At 59.2% G+C, this 23,287-nt stretch carries 25 protein-coding genes; 15 read left to right on the forward strand and 10 right to left on the reverse strand.

Annotated elements, in window-relative coordinates; all coding sequences use genetic code 11:
• Positions 1-14: 14 nt before the first annotated feature.
• The 5 genes from KGB21_RS00980 to KGB21_RS01000 are packed head-to-tail and all read left to right on the forward strand — an operon-like array spanning position 15 to position 4,508.
• Positions 15-1,346, forward strand: coding sequence for an aromatic ring-hydroxylating dioxygenase subunit alpha (locus KGB21_RS00980; protein ID WP_034147848.1), 1,332 nt, complete (start codon positions 15-17; stop codon positions 1,344-1,346).
• On the forward strand, positions 1,336-1,869 hold the full coding sequence (locus KGB21_RS00985) for an aromatic-ring-hydroxylating dioxygenase subunit beta (protein ID WP_034147849.1): 534 nt from the start codon (positions 1,336-1,338) through the stop codon (positions 1,867-1,869). The genes KGB21_RS00980 and KGB21_RS00985 overlap by 11 nt, the downstream gene beginning before the upstream one ends.
• Positions 1,869-2,462: a cysteine hydrolase family protein gene (locus tag KGB21_RS00990; protein WP_223503145.1), complete on the forward strand. Its 594-nt coding sequence runs from the start codon at positions 1,869-1,871 to the stop codon at positions 2,460-2,462. Before KGB21_RS00985 ends, KGB21_RS00990 begins: the two co-directional genes overlap by 1 nt.
• On the forward strand, positions 2,459-3,247 hold the full coding sequence (locus KGB21_RS00995; RefSeq protein ID WP_223503147.1) for an SDR family oxidoreductase: 789 nt from the start codon (positions 2,459-2,461) through the stop codon (positions 3,245-3,247). Before KGB21_RS00990 ends, KGB21_RS00995 begins: the two co-directional genes overlap by 4 nt.
• A gap of 28 nt (positions 3,248-3,275) precedes the next feature.
• Positions 3,276-4,508: a dienelactone hydrolase family protein gene (locus tag KGB21_RS01000; RefSeq protein WP_223503148.1), complete on the forward strand. Its 1,233-nt coding sequence runs from the start codon at positions 3,276-3,278 to the stop codon at positions 4,506-4,508.
• Positions 4,509-4,573: 65 nt separating this feature from the next.
• On the opposite strand, the gene KGB21_RS01005 is transcribed toward KGB21_RS01000, so the two are convergent.
• Positions 4,574-6,091 (reverse strand): nucleobase:cation symporter-2 family protein, encoded by a 1,518-nt coding sequence (locus KGB21_RS01005; RefSeq protein WP_034147853.1) that lies wholly within the window; start codon positions 6,089-6,091, stop codon positions 4,574-4,576.
• A gap of 255 nt (positions 6,092-6,346) precedes the next feature.
• Between KGB21_RS01005 and KGB21_RS01010 the strand changes: the two genes are divergently transcribed.
• Both KGB21_RS01010 and KGB21_RS01015 read left to right on the forward strand, forming a co-directional pair.
• A complete protein-coding gene (locus tag KGB21_RS01010; RefSeq protein ID WP_223503150.1) occupies positions 6,347-6,628 on the forward strand; it encodes a BrnT family toxin in 282 nt (93 codons plus the stop codon).
• A gap of 3 nt (positions 6,629-6,631) precedes the next feature.
• Positions 6,632-6,955 (forward strand): BrnA antitoxin family protein, encoded by a 324-nt coding sequence (locus tag KGB21_RS01015; RefSeq protein ID WP_034147855.1) that lies wholly within the window; start codon positions 6,632-6,634, stop codon positions 6,953-6,955.
• A 63-nt stretch (positions 6,956-7,018) separates the two neighbouring features.
• Here KGB21_RS01015 and KGB21_RS01020 read toward each other — a convergent pair whose 3' ends face one another.
• Together KGB21_RS01020 and KGB21_RS01025 are read right to left on the reverse strand one after the other, a co-directional pair.
• Positions 7,019-7,846 carry an arylamine N-acetyltransferase family protein gene (locus KGB21_RS01020; protein ID WP_034147856.1) on the reverse strand — a complete coding sequence of 276 codons (828 nt, stop codon included), beginning with the start codon at positions 7,844-7,846 and terminating at the stop codon, positions 7,019-7,021.
• Positions 7,847-7,958: 112 nt separating this feature from the next.
• Entirely contained in the window at positions 7,959-8,753 is a 795-nt protein-coding gene (locus KGB21_RS01025; RefSeq protein ID WP_223503152.1) for an exodeoxyribonuclease III, read from the reverse strand.
• A 250-nt stretch (positions 8,754-9,003) separates the two neighbouring features.
• Between KGB21_RS01025 and KGB21_RS01030 the strand changes: the two genes are divergently transcribed.
• The gene (locus KGB21_RS01030) at positions 9,004-9,318 is read left to right on the forward strand and encodes a hypothetical protein (protein WP_034147858.1); all 315 of its coding nucleotides are present in this window, start codon (positions 9,004-9,006) and stop codon (positions 9,316-9,318) included.
• 54 nt (positions 9,319-9,372) lie between these two features.
• Here the strand turns inward: KGB21_RS01030 and KGB21_RS01035 are convergent, their stop codons facing one another.
• A complete protein-coding gene (locus KGB21_RS01035) occupies positions 9,373-10,779 on the reverse strand; it encodes a DUF1254 domain-containing protein (RefSeq protein WP_223503154.1) in 1,407 nt (468 codons plus the stop codon).
• A gap of 135 nt (positions 10,780-10,914) precedes the next feature.
• A complete protein-coding gene (locus KGB21_RS01040; RefSeq protein ID WP_034147860.1) occupies positions 10,915-12,486 on the reverse strand; it encodes a GGDEF domain-containing protein in 1,572 nt (523 codons plus the stop codon).
• Between the two features lie 229 nt (positions 12,487-12,715).
• Between KGB21_RS01040 and KGB21_RS01045 the strand changes: the two genes are divergently transcribed.
• The gene (locus tag KGB21_RS01045) at positions 12,716-13,180 is read left to right on the forward strand and encodes a hypothetical protein (protein WP_223503156.1); all 465 of its coding nucleotides are present in this window, start codon (positions 12,716-12,718) and stop codon (positions 13,178-13,180) included.
• Positions 13,181-13,306: 126 nt separating this feature from the next.
• On the opposite strand, the gene KGB21_RS01050 is transcribed toward KGB21_RS01045, so the two are convergent.
• A complete protein-coding gene (locus KGB21_RS01050; RefSeq protein ID WP_223503158.1) occupies positions 13,307-15,058 on the reverse strand; it encodes a murein L,D-transpeptidase in 1,752 nt (583 codons plus the stop codon).
• Between the two features lie 83 nt (positions 15,059-15,141).
• Here KGB21_RS01050 and KGB21_RS01055 point away from each other — a divergent pair, with 83 nt between their 5' ends.
• Entirely contained in the window at positions 15,142-15,846 is a 705-nt protein-coding gene (locus KGB21_RS01055) for a murein L,D-transpeptidase catalytic domain family protein (RefSeq protein WP_034147863.1), read from the forward strand.
• A gap of 74 nt (positions 15,847-15,920) precedes the next feature.
• Positions 15,921-16,712 carry a transporter substrate-binding domain-containing protein gene (locus KGB21_RS01060; RefSeq protein WP_034147864.1) on the forward strand — a complete coding sequence of 264 codons (792 nt, stop codon included), beginning with the start codon at positions 15,921-15,923 and terminating at the stop codon, positions 16,710-16,712.
• 142 nt (positions 16,713-16,854) lie between these two features.
• Here the strand turns inward: KGB21_RS01060 and KGB21_RS01065 are convergent, their stop codons facing one another.
• Positions 16,855-17,076, reverse strand: a complete 222-nt coding sequence (locus tag KGB21_RS01065) for a hypothetical protein (RefSeq protein WP_034147865.1) — start codon at positions 17,074-17,076, stop codon at positions 16,855-16,857.
• A gap of 462 nt (positions 17,077-17,538) precedes the next feature.
• Here KGB21_RS01065 and KGB21_RS01070 point away from each other — a divergent pair, with 462 nt between their 5' ends.
• The 3 genes from KGB21_RS01070 to tal all read left to right on the forward strand — a co-directional run bounded on the left by KGB21_RS01070 (position 17,539) and on the right by tal (position 20,013).
• A complete protein-coding gene (locus KGB21_RS01070) occupies positions 17,539-17,784 on the forward strand; it encodes a short-chain dehydrogenase (protein ID WP_223503160.1) in 246 nt (81 codons plus the stop codon).
• Positions 17,785-17,909: 125 nt separating this feature from the next.
• Complete coding sequence (gene dusA, locus KGB21_RS01075; RefSeq protein ID WP_034147867.1) at positions 17,910-18,908, forward strand: tRNA dihydrouridine(20/20a) synthase DusA; 999 nt, start codon at positions 17,910-17,912, stop codon at positions 18,906-18,908.
• A gap of 178 nt (positions 18,909-19,086) precedes the next feature.
• Positions 19,087-20,013 carry a transaldolase gene (gene tal, locus KGB21_RS01080; RefSeq protein WP_223503161.1) on the forward strand — a complete coding sequence of 309 codons (927 nt, stop codon included), beginning with the start codon at positions 19,087-19,089 and terminating at the stop codon, positions 20,011-20,013.
• A 207-nt stretch (positions 20,014-20,220) separates the two neighbouring features.
• Here tal and rssC read toward each other — a convergent pair whose 3' ends face one another.
• Together rssC and rssB are read right to left on the reverse strand one after the other, a co-directional pair.
• Positions 20,221-20,703: an anti-sigma factor antagonist RssC gene (gene rssC, locus KGB21_RS01085; protein ID WP_034147869.1), complete on the reverse strand. Its 483-nt coding sequence runs from the start codon at positions 20,701-20,703 to the stop codon at positions 20,221-20,223.
• Positions 20,703-21,884: a two-component system response regulator RssB gene (rssB, locus tag KGB21_RS01090; RefSeq protein WP_034147870.1), complete on the reverse strand. Its 1,182-nt coding sequence runs from the start codon at positions 21,882-21,884 to the stop codon at positions 20,703-20,705. The genes rssC and rssB overlap by 1 nt, the downstream gene beginning before the upstream one ends.
• Before the next feature lie 275 nt (positions 21,885-22,159).
• On the opposite strand from rssB, the gene KGB21_RS01095 reads away from it, so the two are divergent.
• Positions 22,160-22,459, forward strand: coding sequence for a PilZ domain-containing protein (locus KGB21_RS01095; protein ID WP_034147871.1), 300 nt, complete (start codon positions 22,160-22,162; stop codon positions 22,457-22,459).
• A gap of 61 nt (positions 22,460-22,520) precedes the next feature.
• Here KGB21_RS01095 and KGB21_RS01100 read toward each other — a convergent pair whose 3' ends face one another.
• Complete coding sequence (locus KGB21_RS01100) at positions 22,521-23,210, reverse strand: VacJ family lipoprotein (protein ID WP_223503163.1); 690 nt, start codon at positions 23,208-23,210, stop codon at positions 22,521-22,523.
• Positions 23,211-23,287: the final 77 nt, after the last annotated feature.

Here is a 23,287-nt window from a genome sequence, read left to right on the forward strand (position 1 = left end):
GCCGAGGACATCCCGTGATACCGACCAACGAGCAAATCGCTGCCTTGATCCGCGAGGACAGCGTTCACAAGAGTGTCTACACCGACCCGACCCTGTTCAAGCTGGAGATGGAACGCATCTACGGCAACGCCTGGATCTACGTCGGCCATGAAAGCCAGGTCAAGAACCCCGGCGACTACCACACCACGCGCATCGGCGATCAGGACGTAATCATGGTGCGCGGCGCCAACCAGCAGGTCAGCGTGCTGTACAACCGCTGCCCGCACAAGGGCGCCAAACTGGTGGCTGACGGTGACGGCAGTGTCGGCAAATTCTTCCGCTGCCCGTACCACGCCTGGACCTTCAAGCTCGACGGCCAACATCTGTCGGCGCCGCTCAAGAGCGGTTTCGAAGGCACCTGCTACGACCCCAAGCACCCGGATTTTTCCATGGTCAGCGTGGCCCGCGTCGAGGCCTATCGCGGCTTTGTATTTGCCAGCCAGGCGGCGTTCGGGCCGGACCTGAAAGCATTTCTGGGCGGCGTCATCACCTCCATCGACAACCTCTGCGACCGCTCGCCCGTCGGTGAAGTCGAGGTGGCAGGCGGCATCTTCCGCGTTCAGCAGCGCTCCAACTGGAAAGTGTTCTACGAGAACCTGCACGACACCATGCATGCCCGCGTGACCCACGAATCGTCGGTAGACGCTGCGCGTGACGAAGCCCAGGCCATCGGTGAAATGCCCTTTGAACTGCTGATCATGGACGGCAACGGCGAGCCCTATGACTTCTGGGAAAAACTCGAACTGCGCGCCTACCACAACGGCCACGGCTACATGGAAGCGATCTTCGACCCGGCCGCCGCCGAGCGCGACGAGGTCTCCCGCGCGCACTTCGAATGCCTGAGCCAGGCCTACGGCGACCAGCGCGCCAAGGAAATTCTCGGCATGAACCGCCACAACACGGTGATCTACGGCAGCGGTTCGCCGCACACCGTGTTCATGCAGTTCCGGGTGATCCGCCCCATCGCCGTGGACCAGACCATGGTCGAGATCCAGACCTTCCGCTGCAAAGGCGCGCCGGACGCCGTGTTCGACCGCGCGCTGACCTACGCCAACGTCATCAACTCGCCCTCCTCCAACGTGATGCCCGACGATGTCGAAGTCTATGCTCGTTGCCAGGAAGGCAACATGACCCGCGGTGGCGAGTGGATCAGCATGCACCGCTACGTCGGTACCGATAAGCCGCTGGAAGACGGCGCGGTGTCCACCAACGGCACCAGCGAACTACCGATGCGCAACCAGTTCGCCGCCTGGAAACAGTTCATGACCGCCACTCTGATCGCCAAGGAGAGCACCCATGCTGCTTGACCGCCGAATCGACGTCGACACCCGCCAGCTGACGCCCGCCCAGGTTCCCGTCGAAACCCTGCGCCAGATCGAACAGTTTCTTTACCAGGAGGCGCGCCTGCTGGATGAGCGGCGGTTCTGGGAGTGGGACAAACTCTTCACCGACACCGGCATGTACTGGGTGCCGCACAAACACGAGCAGGCCAACCCGTTCGACCATATCTCGCTGTTCTGGGAAAACCGCATGCTGCGCGAGGTGCGAATTCGTCGGGTGGAAAACGCCCGCAACTGGTCCCAGCAACCGCAGACCCAAACCGCGCATCTGGTCGGTAACGTGATGGTCGAGGGCCTCGACGCCCACGGCTTGCTGGTGGTCAGCGCCAGCTTCCAGTACAGCGAATGGCGCCTGGAGCAACGCCAGCTCGCCGGGCGCTACACCTATAAATTAGCCGCGCAGGAAAGCGGTGGCTGGCAGATCCAGCTCAAACGCGTGGACCTCATCAATTGCAACGACGTGTTCGCCAACCTTGAGGTATTCGTGTGATGCGCGCGCCGGTGCTGATCGCCCTGCACTATCAGAACGACGTGTTGCACCCCGAGGGCAAGATTCGGGTCGGACTGGGAGCCGATGACGGCATGCGTGCTGCGCTGCTCGACGCTGCCGGCCGACTGCTCGCCGGCGCACGCGCCAAGGGCTGGCCGATCATCCACGTGCGCGTGGCGTTCCGCCCGGACTACGCCGACCTGATCCAGAACGCGCCGATCTTGCGCGCTGTCGCCAGCCTTGGCGCCGTCCGGGAAGGCAGTTGGGGCGCGGAGTTCTACAGTGCGCTGGCGCCGAAGGTCAGTCGCCACGAGTTCGTCGTCACCCATAACCGGATCAATGCCTTTTATGGCTCACCGCTGGAAAGCCTGGTTCGCCAGTTCAATCCTTCGCATTTGTTGATCGCGGGCGTGGCGACCCACTCGGTGGTGGAAAGCACGTTGCGTCATGCCGTGGACTGCGGTTTCGAAGTGACGGTGGCGGCAGATGCCTGCGCCAGCGCGGACAGCGGCACACACACGGCCTCGCTGGCGAGCATGGCGTTGATCGCCCGTATCAGCCACGTCGAGGAAGCACTGGAGGATTTCGCATGATGCTCGAAGGCAAAGTGGCCATTGTGACCGGCAGTACCCAAGGGCTGGGCCTGGACATCGCCCGGCAGCTGTTGATCGAGGGCGCACGGGTGATGCTGGTGGGGCGCAACGCCGAGAGTGGCCAGGCGTTGGCGCAAGAACTCGATTGCGGGTTTTCAGCGTGCGACGTGGAGCGCGACGAAGACATCGACGCGTGCATCGCCGCCACGCTGGCCCGCTTCGGCCGGCTCGACATACTGGTCAATAACGCCTGCATTTACGCCGATCAGGGGCTGGCCTCGGACCGCGCGCAGTGGCTGAAAACCCTGAACGTCAACCTGGTGTCGGCGGCGATCTTCACCCAGAAGGCCGCCGTGCATCTGCCCAGCTGCGGCGTGGTGATCAACATCGGCAGCACCGGCGGCAAGTTCGGCGCGGCCGGGCGCGCGCTCTACCCCGCCTCCAAGGCCGGCATCCTGCAACTGACGAAAAACCTCGCCATGACCCTGGCCCCGGAACAAATCCGGGTGCTGAGCGTGTCCCCGGCCTGGACCTGGTCGCCCAGCGTCGCCGACTTCAGCGACAACGACCCGCAAATGGCCGATCGGGTCGGGGCACCTTTTCACCCGCTCGGACGCATCGGCCGTGGCCATGAAATCGGCAGCGTGGTGGCCTTTCTCTGCAGCACCGGTGCCGGCTGGATGACCGGCGTCGATGTGCCGGTGGACGGCGGCTTTTCGATTCTCGGGCCCGACCGTGGCGTGTCGCCGCGCGTGTGGTTCCAGCAATACCGTGACAGCCAATAAATCCTGATAACCGAATGAGGAAGATGACATGGGCAAGATGATTGAGATCCGGGCAACGGACAGCAGCGCCACGTTCAGCGGTTACCTGGCCCTGCCGGCCAGCGGCAAGGGTCCCGGCGTGGTGATCGGCCAGGAGATTTTCGGGGTCAACGCCAACATGCGCGCGGTGGCCGATTTCTATGCCGAGGAAGGCTATGTGGCGCTGGTGCCGGACCTGTTCTGGCGCCTGCAACCGGGCGTTGACCTGGGTTACACCGAAGCGGATTTCGCCGTGGCCATCGACCTGTTCCAGCGCCTGGACATGGACAAAGCCGTCAGCGACATCGACGCCAGCTTCAAAGCCCTGCGTGCATTGCCGGAAGTGGAAGGCCCGGGCCTGGGTTACGTCGGCTTCTGCATGGGCGGCAAACTGGCCTGGCTGACCGCCACGCGCACCGACGTGGCCTGCGCCGTCGGCTACTACGGCATGGGCATCGAACACCTGTTGCACGAATCGGAAAACCTCAAGGGTCGGTTGGTCCTGCACTTTGCCGAAAACGATGGCTTCTGCGACGCCAGCGCTCGTGCCCAGATCAGCGAACACCTCGCCGGCAACGACAAAGCGGAAATCTACCTGTACCCAGGTGTCGACCACGCATTCGCCCGGGCCGGGAGCTCACACTTCGACAAGTCGGCCTCGCTGATGGCCCATGAACGCAGCATCGCCGCACTCAAGCGCGAGATCGGCCCCCACTTCAATCTGTCCGCGCTGTGGGAAGAACACATCCGCCACGAGTTCGACACCCGCGACGTGCCCGCCACCATGGCGACCATGGTCGCCGAACCCTACGTCAACCATATCCCGACCATGACCGGCGGCGTCGGCGCCAAGGAACTCAGCCGCTTCTACCAGCACCATTTTGTCCACGGCAATCCGCCGGACATGAAGCTCATCCCCATCTCCCGCACCATCGGCGCGTTGCAGATCGTCGACGAGTTCATCATGTGCTTCACCCACAGCACCGAAATCGACTGGATGCTGCCCAACGTGGCACCGACCGGGAAGTACGTGGAGATTCCGATGCTGGGGGTGATCAAGTTCCGAGGGGACAAGCTGTATCACGAGCATATCTACTGGGACCAGGCCAGCGTGCTGGTGCAAATCGGCTTGTTGAACCCTGAAGGGCTGCCGGTGGCAGGCGTGGAAACGGCGAGAAAACTGTTGGATGAACAACTGCCGTCCAATACGTTGATGGGCCGCTGGACGCAAAGCGGGCAATAGAAACCGGCAATGAAAAAGGCCGATCTGTCATTCAACAGATCGGCCTTTTTTCATTCACTCAAACGTCAGACATGCTCACTGGTTTTCGCATGCGCCGCCCGTGGCTCGCCATGCCCGTGGTCCACCTCGACCACCGGAATTTCCTTGCCATCACAGTCATGCAGTTTGCCGTCGCTGAAATAGTCCCCTTCGCGCAACGCCGCCAGATCCTGATAACGCAGGACCCGCTCGGTGCCCGCCGCAAACACTGACTGCTGGTCGGAGTTACCGGCCGTGAGGTGGTTGAAGGTCAGGTTGAGCACAATGGCCATGATCGCCGAAGAGCTGATGCCCGAATGGAAGATCGTGGCGAACCAGCTTGGGAAGTGGTCGTAGAAGTTCGGTGCAGCGATCGGGATCATGCCGAAACCGATGGAGGTCGCGACGATGATCAGGTTGACGTTGTTGCGGTAGTCGACCTTGGACAGCGTCCGAATGCCGCTGGCGGCTACGGTGCCGAATAGCACGATACCGGCACCACCGAGGACGGAGGTCGGTACGGCGGCGATGACCCGGCCCATGAACGGCAACAGGCCGAGGAGCACCAGGAACAGACCGCCGGTGGCGACCACGTAGCGGCTCTTGATCCCGGTCACCGCCACCAGACCGACGTTCTGGGCGAAGGCGCTTTGGGTGAAGGAACCGAAGATCGGCGCGATCATGCTCGACAGCATGTCAGCACGCAGACCATTGCCCAGACGCTTGGAGTCCACCTTGGTGTCGATGATTTCACCGACCGCCAGGATGTCCGCCGAGGTTTCCACCAGGGTCACCATGACCACGATGCACATCGACAGGATCGCCGCGAAGTGGAAGGTCGGCATGCCGAAGTGGAACGGGGTCGGGAAGCCGAACATCGGACCTGCGCCGACGGATGAGAAATCCGCCATGCCCAGGAACACCGCGACGATCGTACCGATGACCATTGCCAGCAGGATCGAGAGACGGGAGATGGTCGCGCTGCCGATCTTGCTCAGCAACAGCACCAACACCAGCGTCATCGCGGCGAGGCCGATGTTGGCCATGCTGCCGAACTCTGGGGAATGGCTGTTACCGCCCATGGCCCAACGCGCCGCCACCGGCATCAGCGTCAGGCCGATGGTGGTGATCACGATGCCCGTTACCAGCGGCGGGAAGAACTTGGTAATTCGCGAGAACACCGGCGTGATCAGCAACCCGATCAGGGACGCCGCAATCACCGCCCCCAGAATCGACTGAAACCCGCCCTCGCCTCCGCTACTGACAATCGCCACCATGGTCGCGACGCCGGAAAACGACACGCCCTGTACCAGCGGCAACTGACAACCGAAAAACGGCAGACCCAGGGTTTGCAGCAACGTGGCCAGCCCCCCCGCAAACAATGAAGCAGCAATCAACAAACCAATGTCCGCCGGCGAGAGGCCGGCAGCCTGACCAATGATCAAAGGCACCGCGACGATGCCACCGTACATGGTCAGAACATGTTGCAGGCCGTAAGCCATATTCGCGCCGACCCCGAGATTTTCGTCTTCGGGCCGTTGGTGTGAAACATGGGGCGTTTTCATGTTAGGGGGTTCCCTGGTTTTTGTTATGCGCACACTGTATTCAAGACTTAGGACAAATGTCTATAGAGTTGTATACAACTTGCCATTCAAATTATGAACGGTCGGTCATGCAGACTGTGTGCCACCAAGCGGCAAATCGAAAAAAACCTTGAAATACATCCATCCGGCCCATTCTCCTGCGCCCACTAGTCTTTTGAATTCCTGGCGACCATCGGTCTCGATCGCCCTCTTTCATATACATATAAAGTATGCATAATGAAGTCATTCGAAATTCAGTATCACAAGGCAAAGAACGCAGCCAACAAACTCAAGCACCATGGCATCAGCCTCGCTGACACAGAGCCGGTGTTCCATGATGAACGTGCTCTGACCTTTGAGGACGATCATCACAGTGAGCAACGCTGGATCATCATGGGGCTGGACGGCAAAGGTCGTTTGCTGGTCGTTGCGTACACCTACCGTGACCCGAATTTCGTACGAATCATTTCAGCGCGCCTCGCCACCAAACACGAGCGCCGTCAGTACCTGGAGGGTTGACCTATGAAAGACGAGTACGACTTCAGCCATGCCAAGCGTGGGGCCGTTGCCCCCAGCAAAGGCAAGACCCGCATCACCATCATGCTCGATGACGTCGTTATCGAGGCGGCACGCACGCTCGCGGAAAGCGAGGGCTATGGCTACCAGACCGCTATAAACAACACCCTGCGCCGGGCGTTGCTGTCCGAGCAGGACAAAGCAGAGCCCAGCACTGCCAAACACCTGAAAAAGGGGATCACCAGCTCTGAGCTGAAAAGCCTGGAGAAGAAACTGTCAGAGGCCCTAAGCGAAATTCGACGGGTGATGGAGCCTGAAGCTCAGCCATGAATACGCGCAAAAAAGGGGCAGACTGATCCAGTCTGCCCCTTTTTTGTGTGCACGATGACTCGCCTATTGCGGCGCGATCAGGCGCTCAAGTGTACGCACCAGCGTCTCATGCTCGGGCACCCGAATGCCGAACTCGCTTTCCAGCAAGCTCAGCAACGCCTGCACATCGGTCACTTGCCGGCGTTCGCTGTCATGCCCAAGGCGATGAATCGCAAAGCTGCCGTTGTTGAGGGTACGTCGCCACCCTTCCCCGGTTCGCGCCACCATCAGCTGTTTGGCGAACGATGATTCGGGGTGAGTCGAGACGTACCAGTTGCCAACGGTGTAATCGATGTCTTCCTGGCGTTGCAGATCGAAGATGTACATCGCGCGCCATTCACCGGCGACCTGGGCACGAAGGGTGTAGCCATCGACGTGTTGTTCGATGCGATAGGACTCGTGAGGCGTGGACTGTTCATCCGCGGTATCGAGCAACAGCGGCGCGGTGGGCACCATGCCGCCGAAGCCAACGTCGCTGATGTAGCGCACGCCGTCCAGCGTCACCAGGCTCAAGCGGTGTGTGCGAGCAGTCCAGGCGCCTTCAGGCTGGCCCATGACCACACGACCACTGATGCCTCGCGCATCGAAACCCAGCTCCTGGAGCAAGGCCAGGTACAGGTTGTTCAATTCGTAGCAGTAGCCGCCGCGCCTCTCGTGCAGGACTTTCTGCTCAATCGATGGCAGGTCGATCAGCACCGGTTCGCCGGATAGCGTGGTGAGGTTTTCAAACGGGAAGGCGCCAGTGTGGCGCAATTGAAGTTGACGCAGGGTCTCCAGGGTCGGCGCCGGGGGCGCATCGAAGCCCAGACGTTGCAGGTATGACGCACGGTTTTTCAGGCGTGGCTCGCTCATCGTTCAGTCCTTATGCACGGAGGCTGCGGATCGCTCCGCCAGTGGGCGCTATGTATAAGGGATGAAGTGCTGCCGCCGACAATTGATTTAGCCAATCGCCCCGTTCGCAATCTCAACGACGCTTGCGCGAGCCCAATTGAATCCACGTTGGTGCATGGTCGCTGGCATGCGCTTCGTTGCGCACCCAGGCATCGACACCGGCCTCTAGCAGATAAGGACTCAAGGCCGGATTGAGCAGCAGATGATCGATGCGCAACCCGGAGTTCTTCTGCCAGTGCTGGCGAAAATAATCCCAGAAGGTGTAGAGCCGATCTTCCGGATAAAGATGTCGCAGGGAGTCGGTCCAGCCTTGATCCAGCAGCCGCTTATAACACTCGCGGCTCTCCGGTTGCAGCAACGCATCCTTGAGCCAGGAGCGCGGGTTGTAGATGTCGAGGTCGGTGGGCACCACGTTATAGTCGCCAGCCAGCACCACCGGATGTTCACTGCTCTGAAGTGCCTGCGCGTAATTGATCAGCCGCTCGAACCACGCCAGTTTGTAATCGAATTTCGGCCCCGGCTGTGGGTTGCCATTGGGCAGGTACAGGCAGCCCACCAAAACCCCATGCACGGCGGCTTCCAGATAGCGACTGTGACTGTCGCTGTCATCGCCCGGCAGCCCTCGGCGACTTTCCAGCGGCTGCGCATCCCGCGCCAGAATCGCCACCCCGTTCCACGACGCCTGCCCTTGCCAGATCGCACCGTAGCCGATCGCCTCGAGCTCGGCGGCAGGGAATGCGCTGTCCACCGACTTCAGCTCCTGCAAACAGGCAATGTCCGGTTTCTCGCGCTCAAGCCAGGCCAACAGGTTCGGCAACCGGGCGCGCATGCCGTTGACATTGAAGGTTGCGATGCGCAATTTTTTCATGACCAACGCTCCATATGCCTGGCTGTCCTGGCTGTCCTGGCTGTGACCTCGCAGACTGGCCGGTGGTTGCGTCGGCTGGCCGGTCTGCCGCGTAATAATCGCCGACGAAAACACCCAACACCTCGCTCCCACAGGGATATCGGCAGACCCTCGAAAGATGATCACTGACTGCCGCTCGTCATCCAACCGGCACCAACCACCCTGCCCTTTACACCAACATCAGGTAACGACTCATTTGTGGAGACGGACCATGATCAACATCAAATGTACTTCGCTGCTTTTGGCCGGATTGCTCTCTATGGCTTCCATCGCAAGCTTCGCAGCCTCCGGCGATGGCGCCGATGCGACGGGCACTAAATCCGGCGCAACCAGCGGCCCTGTCATGCCGCCCGACAACACCCCCAGCGCGCCATCAGGCGGCAACGCCGGTGACGGTGGTGCGACGGGCTCCTCCAGTGGCAGTGCCGGTAGCGCCAGCGGTTCGGGCTCGGGATCGGGCGCCGGTGGTGGTACCGGATCGGCCGGCGGTGGCACCGGTGGTGCTGGCGGCGGGACGGGCAGCTGAACGCGTAAAGGCAACCGATGGTGAGCCACCGTCGGTTGCTTCTATGCCTGTGATCTACATCTGCTTGACCGCTGGCGGGTTCCACTTGCCATTCAACGCTTCGGCCTTGGGGCCGTACAAACGCATCGTCAGGTTGAATGGCCCTTTGGGCGCGGGCAGCCAATTGGCTTCAAGGTCTTTGCCGGGGCTTTCATTCTGGAAGTAAAGGTCCAGCGAGCCGTCGGCGTTGTTCTTGAACGGCATCCAGCTACTGACCGCAAAACGATTCAGTCCATTACCAACCTGGAAGCCTTCAGGGTCGTACAGCGTGATCGACCAAAAAGCATTCACCGGCGGCGTATCACCCTTGTCAAAATGCAACACGTACTTGTTCGTACCGTCGAGCGGCTTGCCGGCCGCATCGCCCATGTTCAATGGATAAATCGCATCCTCGGGCAAGTTGGCGCCGAGCCCGACCTGGGCGACGATCGCGCGTTTAAGGTAGTAGTTGCCGTAGACGCCCATGGTGTCGGTATTCATCGACCAGCCATTGACGACGCGCGCCAGGGTTTCCACCTTCCACTTCATCAGGCTCTGCGCTTCTGCGGGCACGGTGTCGAGCGCGGCTTTGACTTCAGGTTCCAGCGCGCCCATGTCGAACGACTTGCCGGCCTCGATACCAATGCGTTTGATCTGCGCCAGCATCGGCTGATCCGTGCTGTGGGCCGGATGCACTTTGAGCAATTCGGCGGCGTAGGCGAAGTAGTCAGCCGCCGACAGCGAGTCGACCTGGATCTTCGGCGGCGTTTTCATGTCGACCGACGAATCGATTTTGACGCTGACAGGCTCGGCCTCTTTGCCCAGTCGCGATAATGGCGTCACGGTGTAGCCGGCCTGGATCTTGTGTACGGCCGCATAGTCCCCCGCGCCGTCGGTTTTGGTCCGGCCGATGACCCAGACAAAAGGCGTCGGCGCCGGCAGATGATTGAGCCCGGCCGGCACCGTGCCGGTCCAGCCCGGTGGCGTCACCAGAAATTGCGCGGCTTCGGTGCCCGTGGTGCGCCAGCCCGGTGAGGCGAAAACGTCGCTCCACATGTCGAGCATCGGCAGCAAATAGAAGCGCCCGGCAGTGTCCGGCGCAGCGATGACCAACGGTTCCTTGGTCAGGTCGAGCCAGGCGATGGAATACAAGGTGTCGAAATTCGAGCGCACCACGCCTTTGAAATCCGCGGGCGGATACTGCGGCACGCTCACAAACATGTTCATCGGACCTTTGCCGAACGCCTTGCCGGGTTCGATGTTGGTGAACTGCTTGCGGGTGATGTCCATGGTCAACAACGGGTAGAAATAAACGTAGGCCTCAACGCCAATGGCATGAGCCTCTTCAGGAGTGATTTTCGATTGAGCCTGACTCGCCAGCGGAAACATGGCTGCGGCGGCAACGGTCATGGCAACGGCTGTCAATGCTTGAGTAATCAACATGATGGCGATCGTCCGTGCGTTGGGGAGATCTGCCGGATTCGGCAGAGCTAACGGAACTCTAGACGATCAATTGAACAATCCCCGACAGGCGGACCGCCGGTTGGTCGAGATGGTTCGAGTTTGAAACAAACCCACTTATCGGTCAGAACGCATCAGCGCCTCGACACTACCCTCCATCGACAACACCGCCGAGCGATTGCGCCCCGCGTTCTTGGCTTGATACAGCGCCGCGTCAGCCCGCTGGATGAACACCTCCATGCTGTCACGCCCCGTCGGCACAAACGAATAACAACCGAGGCTGACCGTGACATACCCGGTGGGTGAGCCGGTATGGCTGATGTTTTTGTCCATGACGCTGCGGCGAATTTGCTCGGCAATGGTCATGGCGCCGTGGATGTCGGTGTCGGGCAGCAACACCGCAAACTCTTCCCCGCCGTAACGCACGGCCAGGTCCGCCTTGCGGTGGCAGCAATCTTTGACCGCCCGGGCCACTTGCGCCAGGCAGTGGTCCCCCACCACATGACCATAGGTATCGTTGTAGCATTTGAAGTAATCGATATCGAGCATGATCAGGCTCAACGAACTGCTCTTCCGCGCGCCACGCCCGAACTCGATGTCCAACGCTCGCTCGAACAATCGGCGGTTGGCCAGGCCGGTCAGGCTGTCATGCGTCGCGATCAACTCCAGCGCTTCCTGGGCCTTGCGCAAATCCGCCTCGACCCGTTCACCAACGCGCACTTGCCGGATGAACACCCATCCGAACAGCGCCACGCCCAACATCACCAGCGCGACGATCAGGCCGGAGCGAAACGCGGTGTCGTACCAGCCCGCAAGAATCGAATCCTTCGACGAGGCCGCCGACACCACTAGCGGGTAAGCCTCCAACTGCCGATAACCAGACAAGCGGACAATGCCGTCCACCATCGAGGTGAGCATCGCATTACCCGACGGCGCTTGCGGCAGGAGTTTTTGAAAGATTTCGCTCTGGGCTAAAGAGGTGCCGATCTGCGACTCCACAAAGGGCCGGCGCGCCAGCAATGTTCCATCGGTCAACGCCACGAACATCGAGCCGTTGTCGTCGATGCTGAAGCTTTTGAAGAACTGGTCGAAGTACGACATCTTGATCCCGGCCAACAACACGCCCTGGAACTGGCCGTTCTTGTCGTTGATCCGCTTTGAAATCGGGATGATCCACTCGCCATTTTCACGGCTGCGAATCGCCGCACCGATGTGCGCCACGGAAGTCACGTTTTGCTGATGGAATTTGAAGTATTCGCGATCCGCCACGCCGGGGCCGCGAGGCAGACTTTCAAAGGAAGTGACGACCCACTGGCCCTTCTGGTCGAACAGCAAGATGCCGTGCAATTGTTCCAGCGCCTGCACGCGTCGGGCGAAAGTTTTCTGCAAGCGTGGCCTGAGCGGCGGACCGAAACCGTCCACTTGAATCCAGTCCACCAGACTGGTCAGCACCAGGTCGGCCTTCATGAACGTGTCTTCGGCCTGCTGCGCCATGGCCCGCGTCAGGTTCGACGACGCAACCTGGGCCTGGCTCAGGTCGTGGCGCCGGGATTGTTCCAGTTGCAGATAAAGCAAACCGCACAGGCACAGGCACACCGTGGCTACAAATAGCACAGCAGCTTTGCGCAGCGGTGCGCGTTTGAAGGCGACGCCGGGAGTGTGATGCCGGTCAAGGAAGCGTGTGGGCAAAAAAACTCGTCCTTTAAGGGCAATGCATGGGCACCTGCCCAAAAGCCCTTATTTTTTGTGCGCGCAGTCTACGGGGTTATCAGGGATAAATGGAGACCACTTGCCAAGTGGTTCCGTTGCCCCTCAGGGAAATGATTTGTCACGCTTGCATGACAGACATGACGCAGCGCAAAGGGCGCATCCCGTTCAACGAGCTACGATTAGTCTTACATCAAGACAGAGAATCGAAATGAGTAAGGCAGACGAGCTCGCGGCGAAACTGAAACACACCCGGGACACCGGCACTGATCAGGCGATTGATAGCTGGGCAGGTCAGGTTTACGAGCTGTATCAGCAGATAGAGACCTGGCTGCTGCCCATGACGGAGAAAGGCCTGGCTCTGCGGCGCAACGCCACTCATGCTTTCGAAAGCACCGTGGACGAAACTTACGACTACGCCATCGACCAGTTAGTGGTCGTCGGCAACGAGCACAGCATCACCTTCGATCCCGTCGCACGCTTCACGGCGGATGGCGCGGGGCGCATCGAGATTCATTCCAAAAGCAACGAACTCGCCCTGTTGCGCACGGTGGACGAGCACGGCGTAACCCATTGGTGGCTGCAAGGGATTGAGCAATCTACACCGCAAACCGATGCGGTCGCATTGACTGAAAACAACTTGCTTGCAGTGGTGCAGGAAGGGTTGGAGCTTTAGGGGACGGTGACACGTGGCGAGGGAGCTTGCTTCCGCTGGACTGCGCAGCCGTCCCATTTTTTGGGGGGCGCTTCGCACCCCAGCGGGAGCAAGCTCCCTCGCCACAGAGTACATTTCAATCACTGGCTACTGCTTGCCTTGCCCCGTCACCATCAGCACCGTTTCGGCCTGCGGCAAGTCCAGCGCGGGCAGTTTCGACGGCAGGTTCAACTGGCGCAGCACCGGAGAATCGTAGCCGTAAACGTCCGGTTTGAACGTCACTCGCCCCTCATTGCTCAAGTCCACGGTCCAGTAAGCCAACAGCACCGGCACCTTCACGGGCAGGCTGATGTTTTCGGTTTTACCCTTGGCCAACTGCTTCTGGATGCCCTCACTGTTCCAGCGCACCGGGTCGTTGAACAACAGCTCGACCAACTGCAGCGGATTCTCCACCCGAATGCATCCGGAACTGGTGGCGCGCATCGACTTGGCGAACAACTCGCGGTGCGGCGTGTCGTGCAGGTAAATCGCATAGTCGTTGGGGAAGCGAATCACCACCTGCCCCAGCGAGTTTTCCGGGCCGGCGTCCTGGCGCAACGTGATACCGCGCGCGTTGTACCAATCGACGGTCGACGGATTAAGCTCATTGCCTTGTCGATCGAGCGCCCGGATCCGGTTCGCCGCCAGGTAATCCGGATTCTGTTGAATCTTGGGCAGCATATCCTTGACCAGAATCGTCGGCGGCACGGTCCAGGTGGGGTTGAAGGTGATGTAGGTGATTTCCGACTGGAACACCGGCGTGCTGCGAAACGGCTTGCCGACCTGCACGCGGGATCGCCAGATCGGCTTACCGTCGCGGTATAGCGCAACTTTGTACCCGGCAATGTCAACGACGACAAACGTGCCTTGCAGCTTATAGAGCAACCAACGCGCCCGCTCCATGTTCACCCGGACCTGATCGATCCGCGCCTCGACGGGCACATTGAGAGCTTCCAACGTTGTCTTCCCCGCCACGCCATCCGCGCCCAGGTATTGTTCGGTTTGATATTTTTTCACGGCGGCGATGACGCTGGCATCGTAATCGGTTCGCTTGGTTTTGCTCGGCGTCAGGTAACCACCGGCCACCAATCGGGTGCGCAACTGCGCGACCGCCGCACCGTCCATTCCAGGCTTGAGCGATTGCCCTTCGGCGATCTTCGGCCAGCCACCCGCATCCCGAACCCGACGCAACTGCGCCAGGCCATCACGCATGTTGCGATAGACCGTTTCTTGCGGCGGCGCCTGAGCAAACCCGCTGGCAACGTCATGAGCATCGAGCGCGGCGAAGAAGTTGTTCACATCCTCACGGGGGTCAACACCGACCGGGTCGAAGTTCCAGTGAAAATCCAGACGTGACGGATCGACTTTGCCCCGCCGCAACTGCAACAGGGCGGTGATGTAGGTGCGGGTTGCCGCGAGATCGAATGCCGCCAATTGAGCCGGTGACGGCGCAGTGGCTTGTAAGGACAATTGCGCCTGAGCCAACTCAGCAATGCGGAAATCTTCCGGGACCAGGCCGTCGATCTGAGTGTCATTCAGGCTTTTCAGCAATTGCGAGACATCGCGTCCATCCGTCCAGGCTGCGCGGTAGTTGCGATGCGAATAGAAATCCATGACCACCCGGCTCACATCCACCCGCTGATGCTTGCGTGAGGTGAGCAACGGTGGAAACGCCGATTGAAGAGGTTCCAGCGTCGCCTGAATCGCCTGGCCGACAACATCATCGGGCGCCGCGCTCAGCTCATTGACTGCCGGAGTTACCGGCACGATCGGCGACGTTTCACCCATCGCAGTGCCGCTGATCAGAAAGACCATTAAAAAAACGCGGCTTATGACGAATAACCTTGTTAATTGCACCATAGATAATCCTTAATCTCCCGCAAATCAAAAGGCTAGCGTTCCATTCGCTGCTAGACTCGAATTATTCCTGTTGAGACACATTTATGGCGCTACACCGCTTTGGCTTCCTGTTCACAGCCCTGCTGTCGACGTCGGCTTATCTGCCATCAGCCTACGCCGAATCGCTGGAAATCGCTCTGGCCAAAGCCGCTCCGAATGCAAATGCCAAGGTTATCGCCCTGGCAGTGCGCGCAACACAGTGCACCCGCGCCCAAGGCGCAGCCCCGGCGCAGAGATTAGCAGTGATCGATTACTCCCTGCCCTCGACTGAACAACGTCTGTGGGTATTCGATTTGAAAAAGCGCAAATTACTTTTCCACGAACTTGTCGCACATGGCCGCAACAGCGGCGAAAACATGGCCACCCTGTTCTCCAACCAGAACGAAAGCTACGCCACCAGCCTTGGACTCTTCCGCACCCAGGAAAGCTACCGCGGCCAGAACGGCTACTCGTTGCGCATGGAAGGCTTGGAGCCCGGCTTCAACGATAACGCGTTTGACCGGGCAATCGTCATTCACGGCGCACCGTACGTCAGCCCCGTCCTGGCACGCGCCAACGGCCGGATCGGCAGAAGCCTGGGTTGTCCGGCAGTCAGGCCAGCAATTGCCCACCGCCTGATTGACTCGATGAAGGACGGGCAATTGCTGTTTTCCTACTATCCGGATCAGCGTTGGCTGAAGTCTTCTTCCTACATCAATTGTGGGAGCGGTACGGTGGCATCGTCGGAAAAGATTACTAAACGCCAGTAACGCGTGTGATGACGGTTGAGAACTTGTTTCACTACACTCCCCTCTCAACCACCCATCACAAAAGCCCGATAACAATGAAAAACAGCACAAGCGTAATGCTGCTCGGTGGCCTGTTCGCTTTATCTTTTGGCACGCAGGCACAGGAAGTCCCCTCGCATCTGGATAGCGTCATTCAACAAGGCCAACTGCGCGTCTGCACGACGGGCGACTACAAACCCTATACCTCCAAGGCCGAAGACGGCGAATACTCGGGCATCGATATCGCGATGGCCCGCTCACTGGCCGACAGCCTGGGCGTCAAGGTCGAGTGGGTGCCCACCACCTGGAAAACCCTGATGCCCGACATGCTCGCGGGCAAATGCGACATTGGCATGGGCGGCATTTCGGTCACCCTCGAACGACAGAAAAAAGCCTTCTTCAGCACTACGCTGGACGTCGACGGCAAAATCCCGCTGGTGCGCTGCGAAGATCAGGCGTTGTATCAAACCGTCGAGCAGATCAACCAGCCTTCGGTTCGCCTGGTTGAACCCGCTGGCGGCACCAACGAAGCTTTCGTTCACGCCTTCCTGCCCAAGGCGCAATTGAGCCTTCACGACAACGTGACCATCTTCCAGGAGCTGCTGAACAAGAAGGCAGACGTGATGATCACCGACGCTTCGGAAGCGATGTACCAGCAGAAACTCAAACCGGGACTGTGCGCGGTCAACCCAACGCAATATATGCAATACGGTGAAAAGGCTTATCTGCTGCCGCGTGATGACATGACCTGGAAGTTGTACGTCGATCAGTGGCTGCATCTGGCCAAGGTGACGGGTAATTACCAGAAGATTCTGGGGCAATGGGTGGCAGTGCCTGACGCGAAGTAACGCTCAGGCGTGCGAATTGCGAACGCAAACCTGTAGGAGCCGGCTTGCTGGCGATCGCGATTTGGCGGTTGACACCGATGTTGGCTGAGCCACCGCAATCGCCAGCAAGCCGGCTCCTACAGACGTCACACGCCCATCAAACTCAATCGTCGTGCAGCAACCCTGAGCTGTACTCGCCGAAGCTGTTGCCCAGCGCACTGCCATGGAAATTCATTTTGTTCGGGCTGGTGTTGGTTGGCCCCGGGCCAAATCCGGCGGAGGGAACGGATTGCGCTGAGTAATTGCTATGAGAACTCACACCCGAACAGGCGCTCAACAGCAAAGCACCGGCGATTAGCGAGACTTTGATCAGGTTTGAGGTCATTTTTTTTAGTTCCTGTGGGTGGGTGCGCGGTGGCTGGGTCTTGTGCGTTCATCCTAGGCTGCCGGCGAAACGGGGATCGTGAAACTTTGATCGGTGACAGCGTTGGTTCAGGTGTGGCGTATTTTTTGAAGATCGAGGTATTTGTGCAAAAACAGCACGGTCCTACACGACGATAGGAATTGTCCGTACACTTCGCTGTTGCTGCGTTTTTGTCACGAGGCCTATAGTCCGAATGCGCCCCATTGGCGCATCGGGTTTGGCGACTCGATGACAAAGTAGAGGAACCTCCCAGCTATCTCGGAGTGTTTCGGAACGCACTTGGTTACCTGTTTTTGGTGGCTGTGCGTGGGAGACCCTCGGGTCTGCCGGTTTACCTTGTCCCGGTTCGCCAACCTGCGTACAGCTGCCACCCCTTGTTTGGCGACACTGAGTGGTAGTTCACCTCAATACAAGGAATCACTCATGAAAGAATTTATTGCTTTAACCAGCAACGCCGACGATCTCCCCTCCTTTTACGTCAACACCACACAACCCCTGCACTCACTGCTCAGCAGCGCCAGCTACCGAATCAGCGCCGTGACGCAGGTTCTCGAAAACCTCGCCATGCGCGGCGAAATCAGCACCGACTCCGTCATCCTCAGCGACTTCGCATTGCTGTGCTCCATCCCTCTGCGCGATGGCTGCGATGTGCTGGATGTCATAGCGTGACGCATGGATGCTGAACCGTCCTGACGCCAAAAAGGGGCGCCCTGCACGGACGCCCCTTAGACCCTCTCCACTTCCATTCCTGATAAACTCCCATCCCTCTCAGCCTCACCCATCCCAGAACGCCAATGCCCCTGATGACCGCGACAACCCCCGCCCCGCTCTCCCGCCGCTTCTCCGTCGCCCCGATGATGGATTGGACTGACCGTCACTGCCGTTTCTTCCTGCGCCTGCTATCAAAAAACGCCCTGCTCTACACCGAAATGGTCACCACCGGTGCGCTCCTCAACGGCGACCACGAACGTTTCCTGCGCCACAACGAAGCCGAACACCCGCTCGCGCTGCAACTCGGCGGTAGCGTCCCGCTGGACTTGGCGGCCTGCGCGCGCATGGCTCAGGACCACGGTTACGACGAAGTGAACTTGAACGTCGGCTGCCCGAGTGATCGGGTGCAGAACAACATGATCGGTGCGTGCCTGATGGGGCATCCGCAGTTGGTGGCCGATTGTGTCAAGGCGATGCGGGATGCGGTGTCGATTCCGGTGACGGTGAAGCATCGCATCGGCATCAATGGCCGGGACAGTTACGAGGAGTTGTGTGATTTCGTCGGTACGGTGCGGGACGCCGGGTGCACGAGTTTTACCGTGCATGCGCGGATTGCGATTTTGGAGGGGTTGTCGCCGAAGGAGAACCGCGACATTCCGCCCCTGCGGTATGACGTGGCGGCGCGGTTGAAGGCGGATTTCCCGGAACTGGAGATCATTCTTAACGGCGGGATCAAGACGCTGGAAGCCTGTCACGAGCATTTGCAGACGTTTGACGGTGTGATGCTCGGTCGCGAGGCGTATCACAACCCTTATGTGATGGCTGAAGTGGATCAGCAGTTGTTCGGCAGCACGGCGCCGGTGATCACTCGCGCCGAGGCGCTGGCGCAATTGCGGCCTTACATTGCTGCGCACATTGAGGCGGGCGGTTCGATGCACCACATCACTCGGCATGTGCTGGGACTGGGCACCGGTTTCCCGGGGGCGCGCAAGTTTCGGCAGTTGTTGTCGGTGGATATCCACAAGGCCAAAGAGCCATTGGTGTTGCTGGATCAGGCGGCGGAGTTGCTTGAAGGGCGCTGACGGTCAGTTGCTTTGAACCTGTGGTCTGTTTTGGCATCGTATTTACCGATACCGCGCCCCGCCTTTCAAACAGCCGTTTTCAGGTTGTTGCCGCTGGGACCATCGATACACGTTCGTACCCTTGAGTGGCTGTCAGCGCTCGGGTAATGTCATCAGACCCACAGGACAGAGCACTCCCATGACTTCCAAGCTGGAACAACTTAAACAAATGACCACCGTCGTTGCCGACACTGGCGACTTCGAAGCGATCGCTCGCGTTAAACCGGTGGACGCGACCACCAACCCTTCCCTGCTGCTCAAGGCAGCCGCCATTCCTGCTTACGCCGAGTTGTTGAACGCTTGCGTCAGCGACTGCAAGGGCGATGTGGGCCTGGCCAGCGACCGTTTCGGCGTCGCGGTGGGGCAAGAAATTCTGAAAGTGATCCCTGGACGTATTTCCACCGAAGTGGATGCGCGCCTGTCGTTCGACACTGACGCCGTATTGAAGCGTGCGCACCGTCTGATCGAGCTGTATGAAAAGGCCGGCATTGGCCGCGACCGCGTGCTGATCAAGATCGCCTCCACTTGGGAAGGCATCCGCGCTGCCGAAATCCTGGAGAAGGAAGGCATCCAGACCAACCTGACCCTGCTGTTCTCCTTCGCTCAGGCTGCCGCTTGTGCCGACGCCGGGGTGTTCCTGATTTCGCCGTTCGTGGGCCGTATCTACGACTGGTACAAGAAAGCCAACGGCAACGACTACACCGGCGCGGATGATCCGGGCGTGCAGTCGGTGACGCGCATCTACAACTACTACAAGGCCAATGACTACAAGACCGTGGTAATGGGCGCGAGCTTCCGCAACTTGAGCCAGATCGAGCACTTGGCCGGTTGCGACCGCCTGACCATCAGCCCGGATCTGATCGACAAGCTGGCCGCTGATACTGGCAAGCTGGAACGTAAACTGGCGCCAGGTCATGCCGGTGAAGCGCGTTTGAGCTTGAACGAAGCGCAGTTCCGCTGGTTGTCGAACGAAGACGCCATGGCGACCGAGAAACTGGCTGAGGGGATTCGTCAGTTTGCTCGCGATCAGGAAAAGCTCGAGGCGTTGTTGCAAGCCAAGCTGTGATCTGAGTTGGTGTAATGCAAAAAGGGCGAACCTTGGTGGGTTCGCCCTTTTTTGTGTCTGCCAGGCTGTGTTGGCTTCGCGGCGGTTCTTCGGTGGCTGAATGGCCGCTATCGCCAGCAAGCCGGCTCCTGCAAGGGCCTGCGTCGAACATCAAATCTCTGGGCTTGCTGGCGATGGCACCTGGACAGGCACCATCGGATCAAGGGATCAGTGCCGCTCGAGGGCATTCACCAGGTCATGAAACGCTTCACGATTGGAATCGTTCAGGCCCATGAGGATCTTGTGCGCTTCAAGCACTTTGATCCGCACCACTTCTTCCGACTGATCCTGATCTGGCAAGTCGTCCAGGCATTCCGGGCACGGGATTGGCTTGTCTACGATGTTGAAGACTTGCTCGAAACCCATGGACTGCAACAGACGAGTGATATCGTCGTGGGTGGTGACGACGGTCGGCAACAGGCCGACCTTTTGCCGCGACAGGATCGACAGTTTGGCCAGCAGGCCGAGGGTGGTGCTGTCGATGCTGCGGGTTTCGGTCAAATCAATCACGATCGCGTTGAAATTCATCGCGGTGAAGATTTTCTCAATAGTCGCATCCAACGCCGAACACAGGGTCAGGCGAACTTCACCGACGAACTTGAGGACAAAGGTGCCGTCCTGCTCGGCGAACTGGATTCTACCGGTACTCATTAAAGATTCCTGCTCAACACCAACAGGGCGATATCATCCGGCATCTCCCCTAGCGTGGCCAATCCAAAAACCTGCCGCAGACCATCCAGGCTGCCGCCCGCTGCCTTGACCCGTTGGGGCAACGCAGCTTCTTTTTCTTTGAGTGTGGGCTCTGGCAAAAGGTCCAGAATGCCATCAGACATCAGCGTCAGGCTGAACGTCGGCGGCAGCTCCAGCACGTGGTCTTCATAGGTGGCTTCGTTGAAGAGGCCCACCGGCAGACCACGCCCTTCCAGATAACGAACACTGTCGGGTGTGTACAACACTGGCAACGGCAAATGACCGCCGATGCTATAGGTCAACAAACCTGTCTCCTCGTCGATGACTCCACCGACCATTGTGACGTGTTTGCCCAGCTTACAACTGATCAGGCCCCGGTTGATATGACCAAGAACCTCTGAAGGCTTGAATTCCGGCAATGTACCGCTGCGTTTGGACTCGAACAGCAAGCGCGTGGTCATGAATTTCAGCAGCACGGTGACGAAGGCTGAAGAAGCGCCATGCCCGGAAACGTCCGCCAGGTAGAACGCTACCCGGCGCTCGTCGACGCGGAAGTAATCGACAAAATCACCCGACAAATACAGCGACGGGATGATCTGGTGGGCAAATTTGAAATCATCGATAGCCCAGGGACTGACCGGCAACATGTTCATCTGCACCTGGCGACCGGCGTTCTGGTCTTCCTGGAGCAGGTTCAGGCTGGCGGCGAGCTCGCGGTTGGCTTTTTCCAGCTTCTCGCGGTAGCGCTGGTTTTCCAGCAGCAGGCGCGCACGATCCAGGGCCCGACGCACAGAGTGCTCGAGCACCGCCAGATCTTCGAGAGGCTTGATCAGGTAGTCCGCCGCGCCCAGGCGCAGCGCCTCGACCGCGTCGTTCATCACGCCGGCACCCGACACCACAATCACAGGCGTTTGCGGGGACCGCTCGGTGACCTGGCGAATGAGTTCGAGCCCACCCATCTGCGGCATGCGCAGATCGCAGATGACCAAGTCGGGCTTCTCTTGCTCGAATACCTGAAGACCCTGCTGACCATTGCTGGCCTGCAAGACGCTGAAACCACTGTCTTCCAAATAGGCGGCGAGGCTCGCGCGCACTACTTCGTCATCATCGATTATCAGCAGCGTGGCACTGGTTTTTGGCATGTGGGCAAACGGCGCCAGAATTAGGTTGGCGTAGCGGCTCGGGCTTTGGCCCGGCTCACACTACTGGATTCGCTTTCTAGCCTCTCTGTCGCACCGCTTTCGAGCATTTGCCCTACACACACGTACACCAGAGGTGCCCTTCTAAGGCGCAGACGGTACTCCCATCCGCGAGGCGTTTCAAGCTCACGCCGATGGTCGCTTGACGTCTACACTTGTCAAAGCACCGGGAGTTATAAGAACAATCAAAACCGTAACCCAATGGAAGGATCAAACCCATGAGCCGAACCGATCGGGACTACAGTGAAAAGCGCGATTTCATCCGCATGCGGGTTGATGCCGATGTGTCGCTGATTCATCAAGGAGATGAGGTTGCAGCCGTCTGCATCGACCTTTCCAGCAGTGGCATGCAGCTGCAGGCACCGCGTTTGTTTGAGGTCGGTAACCGACTCAGCGTGCGTATCGAATCCGAATACGCTGCGCTCAAGGGGCTCGAAGCCGACACCGAAGTGGTGTGGGTGAAGGAACAAGTCGGTGGAATTCAGAAACTCGGCCTTACAATCTTGAAGATGAATTAACCCTGCCTCAAACGAAAAAAGCGGCTCAATGGCCGCTTTTTTTCGTTATACCGGTCAGGATTTAAAAATCGTCTTCTACCTGGCCATCTTTCACCTTGAATTCGCGGTTCTGCAGGTAAGCGTTGCGAATGAAGATGTATTTGTCGCCGGTGATCAGCTTCTCGGAAGACAGCAGGTTGGCGCGGGTATCGACAATGTTCAGGCCGAAAATCGAGTTACGCACCGGCACATCGTTGATATAGCGATACGGGCCGGTGTAACCGTCGACGAATTTCGAAGGCGCATCACGCAAGGTGCTTGGGCCGAGCAGTGGCAGCATCACGTACGGGCCGCTGCCCATGCCCCAGTAACCGAGGGTCTGGCCGAAGTCTTCGTCGTTGCGTTGCAGGCCCATTTTGGTACCCACATCGAAGAAGCCCAGCAGGCCGAAGGTAGTGTTGAAGATCAAACGCGCGGTGTCGACGCCTGCCGCAGCAGGTTTGGCCTGCAATATATCGTTGGCGAGGTTGGTCACGTCGCCGACGTTGCGGAACATGTTGTGGATACCGTCTTCAAGAAACTGCGGCGTCACAAACTGGTAGCCCTGGGCCAAAGGCTTCAGCGCATAGGTGTCGATCACGTCGTTGAACTTGTAGATCGGGCGGTTGACGCTTTCCCAAGGATCATCTTCCGATGCTGCCTGAGCAGCGAACGGAACCAGCAGTACGCTGGCGCATACACAAAACCGAGCCAGATCATTGCTCCAGCGCATAAAAAAACTCCTTGGAATGTACCGTCGCCAGGCACTCGGCCGGGCGCAAAGACCGCTAGTATAAGACGGAAACGCCG

Origin of the sequence: Pseudomonas sp. GL-RE-29, assembly GCF_019947275.1 — a bacterium.
Taxonomy (GTDB): domain Bacteria; phylum Pseudomonadota; class Gammaproteobacteria; order Pseudomonadales; family Pseudomonadaceae; genus Aquipseudomonas; species Aquipseudomonas fluorescens_A.